The organism is Polaromonas sp. CG_9.5 (assembly GCF_035984465.1).
Classification (GTDB): Bacteria; Pseudomonadota; Gammaproteobacteria; order Burkholderiales; family Burkholderiaceae_C; genus Polaromonas.
Window position 1 is genome coordinate 87,660 of sequence record NZ_JAXCHR010000015.1, and the last position, 6,583, is coordinate 94,242.

The 6,583-nt window shown below is 60.8% G+C and carries 9 protein-coding genes; 7 read left to right on the top strand and 2 right to left on the bottom strand.

The features are described 5' to 3' along the window. Window positions 1–59: 59 nt before the first annotated feature. Both rimM and rpsP read right to left on the bottom strand, forming a co-directional pair. The gene (gene rimM / locus RCH06_RS12775) at window positions 60–668 is read right to left on the bottom strand and encodes a ribosome maturation factor RimM (RefSeq protein ID WP_327081853.1); all 609 of its coding nucleotides are present in this window, start codon (window positions 666–668) and stop codon (window positions 60–62) included. Between the two features lie 13 nt (window positions 669–681). Beyond that, the gene (rpsP, locus tag RCH06_RS12780) at window positions 682–972 is read right to left on the bottom strand and encodes a 30S ribosomal protein S16 (protein WP_327081844.1); all 291 of its coding nucleotides are present in this window, start codon (window positions 970–972) and stop codon (window positions 682–684) included. Between the two features lie 204 nt (window positions 973–1,176). Here rpsP and RCH06_RS12785 point away from each other — a divergent pair, with 204 nt between their 5' ends. The 7 genes from RCH06_RS12785 (at window position 1,177) to RCH06_RS12815 (ending at window position 6,417) form a co-directional block, all read left to right on the top strand. Further along, a complete protein-coding gene (locus tag RCH06_RS12785; RefSeq protein WP_327081845.1) occupies window positions 1,177–1,713 on the top strand; it encodes a GNAT family N-acetyltransferase in 537 nt (178 codons plus the stop codon). 23 nt (window positions 1,714–1,736) lie between these two features. After that, the gene (locus tag RCH06_RS12790; protein ID WP_327081854.1) at window positions 1,737–2,180 is read left to right on the top strand and encodes a hypothetical protein; all 444 of its coding nucleotides are present in this window, start codon (window positions 1,737–1,739) and stop codon (window positions 2,178–2,180) included. Between the two features lie 70 nt (window positions 2,181–2,250). Then, entirely contained in the window at window positions 2,251–3,333 is a 1,083-nt protein-coding gene (locus RCH06_RS12795; protein ID WP_327081846.1) for a PLP-dependent cysteine synthase family protein, read from the top strand. A 1-nt stretch (window position 3,334) separates the two neighbouring features. Further along, window positions 3,335–4,435: a lipocalin-like domain-containing protein gene (locus RCH06_RS12800; RefSeq protein WP_442799651.1), complete on the top strand. Its 1,101-nt coding sequence runs from the start codon at window positions 3,335–3,337 to the stop codon at window positions 4,433–4,435. Between the two features lie 211 nt (window positions 4,436–4,646). Further along, window positions 4,647–5,096: a DUF3429 domain-containing protein gene (locus RCH06_RS12805; protein ID WP_327081847.1), complete on the top strand. Its 450-nt coding sequence runs from the start codon at window positions 4,647–4,649 to the stop codon at window positions 5,094–5,096. Then, complete coding sequence (locus tag RCH06_RS12810) at window positions 5,093–5,320, top strand: TIGR03643 family protein (RefSeq protein ID WP_327081848.1); 228 nt, start codon at window positions 5,093–5,095, stop codon at window positions 5,318–5,320. Before RCH06_RS12805 ends, RCH06_RS12810 begins: the two co-directional genes overlap by 4 nt. Before the next feature lie 86 nt (window positions 5,321–5,406). Further along, a complete protein-coding gene (locus tag RCH06_RS12815) occupies window positions 5,407–6,417 on the top strand; it encodes an LLM class flavin-dependent oxidoreductase (RefSeq protein WP_327081849.1) in 1,011 nt (336 codons plus the stop codon). Window positions 6,418–6,583 lie beyond the last annotated feature (166 nt).

Below are 6,583 nucleotides of genomic sequence, written 5' to 3' on the forward strand. Positions count from 1 at the left end.
GAAGGCTAAACAGGCGTCTGAACCCGTAAGGACAGGGTGCCTTGACGCGGCATCAAAGCTCAATAGTCGGGTTGCCAGTCAACGGTAATGCATTTACCGGCGATGTCCACTGCATCGACATAAGCCGAAACAAAAGGAATCATGCGCTCGGCACTTGAGCTGGTTCCGTCTTCCTCGGTAGCCGTGTACTCAATACACAGCACGGAATTTGGGCCAGTTGCCATTAGGTCGCGGACACAGCCCAAAGCAATACCTTCCCGATTGACTACATTCAGGCCGATCAGATCAACCCAATAGTATTCATCGGTAGAGGCTGCAGGAAAACTGCTGCGCGAGAGAAAAATCCGGGCACCGCGCAAGGCTTCGGCCGCGTTTCGTTCATCAAGACCGTTGAACTTGGCGACCACCGTGCCGGAGTGAATCTTGGACTCATCCACCTTCAGGGAAACGGTGCCGCTAAAGGCCGTGAAACCAGGTCGAAACTTGGCATCGGGCACTTGCAAAAACCAGGACTTGGTTGAAAAGAGTGCTTCCGGGTCGGTGCTGTGCGGCAGGATTTTGACCCAGCCCTTGACACCCCAAGCATCCAGAATACGCCCGACCTCAAGCGCGTCATCAGGCAGACTTGACGGTGTCAAGCCCGCAGACGGTTGAGTGCCAGGCAACATCTGAAATACCTGTTTAGGCGGCTGCGACTTCAGCAGGCAGTTCAGCGGCAGAAACTGCAATTGAAGCGCCGCCTTGCTTGATCAGGCGCAGAACGGTTGGCGACGCCTGGGCGCCAACACCGATCCAGTGGGTCAAACGGTCTTGCACGATACGCAGGCCTTCTTCGCCACCTTTGGCAATCGGGTTGTAAAAACCGATGCGTTCGATGAAACGGCCATCGCGGCGAGTGCGCTTGTCAGCTACAACGATATTGAAAAATGGACGATGCTTGGAACCGCCGCGTGAAAGTCGGATGACGACCATAATTTATCCTTGGGTGGCGGGGTAAAAATAACCCCAAATATTCCTGCAGCGCTTGAGACACACGACATGGCCACCCGGCCAGCGAAATGCTGCAAAGCCTGCGATTATAGCCCGCTAGGTTGCAACGCATGACTTTCGGTTAAAAATCGCTCACCAAGCCTGTTTTTCGATCCCGCAAATAAAGACCTCAAGCCGTTATCCAGAATGCCCCTCATACGCTCCAGCCGCGAAGAAGACATTCCCGCTATCACCGCCATTTACGCCCACCATGTGCTGAACGGCACCGGCACCTTTGAAACCGAGCCGCCCAGTGCCGACGACATGGCGACCCGGCGGGCCGATGTTTTGTCCAAGGGCCTCCCCTATTTGATTGCAGAGGAAAACGGAACGGTCGTCGGCTTTGCTTACGCCAACTGGTTCAAGCCGCGTCCGGCCTACCGTTATTCGGCAGAAGATTCCATCTATCTCGCGCCTGATGTGCAGGGCAAGGGTTTGGGCCGGGCTTTGCTGGTCAAATTATTGGCGTGCTGCGAGTCGGCAGGCATTCGAAAAGTCATGGCCATCATTGGCGACTCGGCCAATGCCGGGTCAGTGGGTGTTCATCTGGCCCTGGGGTTCAAGCACGTTGGAATCGTTGAGGCTTGCGGCTGGAAATTTGGCGCGTGGCGCGACATCGTAATCATGCAAAGAACCCTCGGCGCTGGAGACACGGCACCGCCACAGGAACCGCCCGCCGCATAATCCACCGCATGCAAAAACCCGCTCTGAAAAACAAGACTCGCGCCACCTGGCTGGCATTCATCGGCGGACAACTCGGACTGCACCGCATCTATCTGTATGGCTGGCGCGACGTTTTGGCCTGGATGCACCCGCTGGTTGCCGCCGTGGGCTGGTGGGGGGTTGAACGCGTGCGCTTGCATGGCCAGGACGACCACCTGGCCTGGGTGCTGATTCCCTTGCTCGGTTTTACGCTGGCGGGCACCGCTTTGACGGCGATTTACTACGGCCTGATGGCGCCTGAAAAATGGAACGCCCTTCACAATCCGGACACGCCCGATACGCTGGCCGGCAACACCAATTGGCTGACGATTGGCGCCATCGTGTTCGCCCTGCTGTTTGGCACGATTGCGCTGATGTCGAGCATTGTTTTCAGCTTTCAGCGCTACTTTGAATACCAGGTCGAAGAAGCGCGCAAAATCAGCCAATAGCGCCGCCCCGCAAACCTGCCTTCACGCAGGCCCGGCGACAACCGGCAGGCATTTGGCGAGAATCCACCGCATGACATCTTTTCACACTCCCAAAGATCGCTGGCTCAGCGCCGCCCTTGGCCGCATCGAGGCAGACGTTCAGCGCAGTGCCGACACCCACCTCATTGCCCTGCCGCTGCCTGAATTTGCGGCACGGGGCATTGATTTTTATTTGAAGGACGAGTCGACTCATCCCACCGGCAGCCTCAAGCACCGGCTGGCGCGCTCGCTTTTTTTGTATGCGCTGTGCAATGGCTTGATTCATGAGTCATCCACTATCGTTGAAGCATCCAGCGGCTCCACAGCGGTAAGTGAAGCCTACTTTGCCCGCCTGCTGGGCTTGCCTTTCGTGGCCGTCATGCCACGCAATACGTCGCCGGAAAAAGTGGCGCAAATCACCTTCTACGGCGGGCGCTGCCACTGGGTCGACAGCGCCGCGCAGGTGCATGACGCCGCGCGGCAGCTCGCCGCCGACACCCAGGGCCATTACATGGACCAGTTCACCTACGCCGAACGCGCCACCGACTGGCGCGGCAACAACAACATTGCCCAAAGCATGTTCAGCCAGATGGCGCATGAACGCCATCCGGTGCCGCGCTGGATTGTGGTGGGCGCTGGCACAGGCGGCACCAGCGCCACGATTGGCCGCTATGTCCGCTACCAGCGCCACGCCAGCCAGCTGTGCGTAGCCGACCCGACCGGCTCGGTCTTTGGCGAATACCACCGCACCGGCAACGCCAGCTTGATTGGCCCAGGCTCGCGCATCGAAGGCATTGGGCGGCCACGCGTAGAAGCCAGCTTTATTCGCACCGTCATCGACCGGATGCTTGAAGTGCCCGACACCGACTCGCTGGCCGCCATGCAGGCGCTTGGCCAATTGCTGGGACGCCGCGTCGGCCCGTCTACCGGCACCAATTTTTTCGGCATGCTGACGCTGGCGCAAGAAATGCTGGCGCGCGGCGAGCAGGGTTCGCTGTTGTCGCTGCTGTGCGATGCAGGCGAGCGCTATCTGCCGACGTACCACGACGCCGATTGGGTGCTTGACCAAGTGGGCGACTGCGCGCCGGCACGTCAGCGCATCGAACGGCTGATGCGCCCTGTGCTGGAATGCTGACATGGGCGCTGATCTGACTGCATATATGCCCATGCCGCGCCGCCGCCTGATGCTGGCCAGTTTGGCCGGACTGGGCGGGGCCGCCTTCAACACATCCGTGCTCGCCCTGCCCGCCAAGACGCTGGTATTTCCGCGCGACCGGGGGGCGCACCCCGACTTTCGCACCGAATGGTGGTACATCACCGGCCAGGCCAGCACCAACGCCGCCAGTCCGCGCCGTTTCGGTTTTCAGCTGACCTTTTTTCGCTCGCGTGTCGATGGCACGGCGCAAATGACCTCGGCCTTTGCTGCCCGGCAGCTGATTTTTGCGCATGCCGCCGTGACCGATGTGCAAGGCGGCAAGCTCTGGCATGACCAGCGCATCGCCCGCGAAGGCTTTGGCGTGGCGTCGGCCAGTCGGCAGGACATGGCGCTCAAGCTGCGCGACTGGAGTTTGAGCGCCAACGGCCCGCGCTACACCGCTGAACTGCCGGCCACCGACTTCGGCCTCAGCCTGCAATTCGAGGAAACGCAAAGCAATCTGCTGCAAGGCAAGCAAGGCCTGTCACGCAAAGGCCCGGAAGAAAAGCAAGCCAGCTACTACTACAGCCAGCCGCAACTGGCCACGCGCGGCCGCCTGCAAATCAAGGACCAAACCTTTGAAGTCACCGGCAAGGCCTGGCTCGACCATGAATGGAGCGAAGAAATCCTCGCCCCCGGCGCGGTGGGCTGGGACTGGATGGGCATGAACCTGGACGACGGCGGCGCCCTGACCGCCTTTCGGCTGCGCGACAAAGACGGCCATGCCATCTGGGCCGGCGGTTCCTGGCGCGCTGCCAGCGGCGAGTTGCGCATTTTCAGCGCCAGCGACGTCAGCTTCAGCCCGCTGCGGCACTGGACCAGCCCGCTCACGCAAATCAGCTACCCGGTGCAGTGGCGCGTGCAAACGCCCGCAGGCCTTTACACGGTGAAAGCGCTGCTCGACAACCAGGAACTCGACAGCCGCAACTCTACCGGCTCGATTTACTGGGAAGGCTTGAGTGAATTGGCCGACAGCCAGGGCCGGCACGTGGGAGGCGGGTATCTGGAAATGACGGGGTACGGGCAGGCGCTGAAGATGTGATGCCAGTCCATGCTTCTCGGTGCCGAGGTTATTGAAAGTAGCGAACGAACTGCCGAATCTGATTTAGCAGCCGGGTGAAACGCAAAACAGACGTGCCGCCTATCATGCAGTTTTTACCCCTGTTTATTTATGCGGCTTACCGTGTGCCAAGACCGGCTGCAAGCCTTATTCCGAAGAAAACCATGCCTATTTCCAGAAAAGGCGACACGCCATGATTGACCCCACCCGCGACGCGCGACCCCTGCTGCGCTGGGCGGCCCGTTTAGGGTACGCCGGTTTATTGCCTTTCATCATTCTGGCAGCGGCTACATGGATGGCACCGCCGGTCTACCGTGCGCAGGCGGGCCACGCCCTGCTGGCCTATGGCGCCACCATTGCCAGCTTTTTGGGTGCAATTCACTGGGGCCTTGCCATGCGAGAGCCTGGCACGCCGTCGCCCGGCCCGTTTGCGTGGGGCGTTGTTCCCAGTCTGGTCGCCTGGGTGGCGCTGCTGCTGCCGCTTTCGCAGGGGCTGGTCACGCTGGCGCTGCTGCTGGGCATCTGCTTGGTGGTGGACTGGCGCAGCTACCCGGCTTACGGGCTGATGCAATGGCTCCCGATGCGGCTGCACCTCACGCTGGTGGCTGGCGTTTGCCTGCTGGCAGGTGGAGCGGCAACATGACACTTTCAGACGCTGACATCTCACGCATCGTGGAAATGGCGTGGGAAGACCGCACGCCATTTGAAGCGATTGAAGTCCAGTTCGGACTGAATGAATCCGGCGTGGTGGCGCTGATGCGCTCACACATGAAGGCGAGCTCGTTTCGGATGTGGCGCAAGCGCATGGCCGGGCGGGTGACCAAACATCGCGCCTTGCAGCGCAGCCAGTCAACCATTGAGCGTTGATAGCCGCTCCTTATGAGCTGCGATGCGCCCCACGGCCACAAGTCCCTTTCCAGGCGCTGCTACGCGCAACGCAAGACAATCAACCCATGAAATCCCTCCATACCATTGCCCTGTCCATGCTCGATCTGGTTTCCGTGCGCGAAGGCAGCACGGTGGCCGAGGCGCTGGCTATTTGCTTGCGCACCGCCCAACATGCCGAGCGGCTCGGCTTCAAGCGCTACTGGATGGCCGAACACCACAATATGCCCGGCATCGCCAGTTCGGCCACGGCGGTGCTGGTGGGTTATGTCGCTGGCGGCACCACGACCATTCGCGTCGGCTCGGGCGGCGTGATGCTGCCCAACCATGCACCGCTGGTGGTGGCCGAGGCCTTTGGCACGCTGGCCGAGCTGTACCCCAACCGTATCGACCTGGGCCTGGGCCGCGCGCCGGGTACTGACCAGGCGACGATGCGCGCGCTGCGGCGCGAACGCACCGAAACGGCGGATGATTTCCCGCAGGATGTGGCGGAATTGCAGCGGCTTTTAGGGCCGGTGCAGGCCGGTCAGCGTCTGGTTGCCATGCCGGGCGCAAACACCAATGTGCCAATCTGGCTGCTGGGTTCGAGTCTGTTTTCTGCCCAACTGGCAGCTGAGCGCGGCCTGCCCTATGCGTTTGCTTCGCACTTTGCACCGCGCATGCTGCTGCAGGCGATTACGTTGTACCGGCAAAATTTCAGACCGTCGGCCACGCTGGCCAAACCTTATGTGACGATTGGCGTGCCCTTGATTGCCGCGCCCACTGACGAAGAAGCCGACTACCTGGCGAGCAGCACCTACCAGCGTGTGCTGGGCATTTTGACGGGCGCGCGGCTGGGACTGCAGCCGCCGACGGACAACTTCATGGCGCAGCGCCATCCGCAAGAACGCGCCGCCATCAGCGACTTTCTGGCCGCTGCCGTGATTGGCGGCTCGGACACGGTGCAGGAGCGCCTGAGCGCACTGGCGCAGGCCACGAACGCCGACGAGTTCATGCTGGTCTGCGACATCTACGATCCGGCCTTGCGCCTGCGTTCGCTGGACATTGCCGCTGCAGCGATGCAACCCGTGCTGGCCTGACTTTCAAGTGCGGCCTTCAGGGCCATGAATTTTGTTGCTATTTAATAAATAGCAGCTCGCGCCCGTTCTTAATGGGCAGTTTCAAGTCCAAGCGCAACACAGGGATCATTGAATAGTAGCGGGCGAGGGGTGGTAGTTGAGCAACAAATTGCGGTAGACCTCAAGG

Coding starts and splice junctions, on each gene's coding strand:
- rimM (WP_327081853.1), bottom strand. CDS start 668: ATGTTGCCTGGCACTCAACCGTCTGCGGGCTTGACACCGTCAAGTCTG.
- rpsP (WP_327081844.1), bottom strand. CDS start 972: ATGGTCGTCATCCGACTTTCACGCGGCGGTTCCAAGCATCGTCCATTT.
- RCH06_RS12785 (WP_327081845.1), top strand. CDS start 1,177: ATGCCCCTCATACGCTCCAGCCGCGAAGAAGACATTCCCGCTATCACC.
- RCH06_RS12795 (WP_327081846.1), top strand. CDS start 2,251: ATGACATCTTTTCACACTCCCAAAGATCGCTGGCTCAGCGCCGCCCTT.
- RCH06_RS12800 (WP_442799651.1), top strand. CDS start 3,335: ATGGGCGCTGATCTGACTGCATATATGCCCATGCCGCGCCGCCGCCTG.
- RCH06_RS12805 (WP_327081847.1), top strand. CDS start 4,647: ATGATTGACCCCACCCGCGACGCGCGACCCCTGCTGCGCTGGGCGGCC.
- RCH06_RS12810 (WP_327081848.1), top strand. CDS start 5,093: ATGACACTTTCAGACGCTGACATCTCACGCATCGTGGAAATGGCGTGG.
- RCH06_RS12815 (WP_327081849.1), top strand. CDS start 5,407: ATGAAATCCCTCCATACCATTGCCCTGTCCATGCTCGATCTGGTTTCC.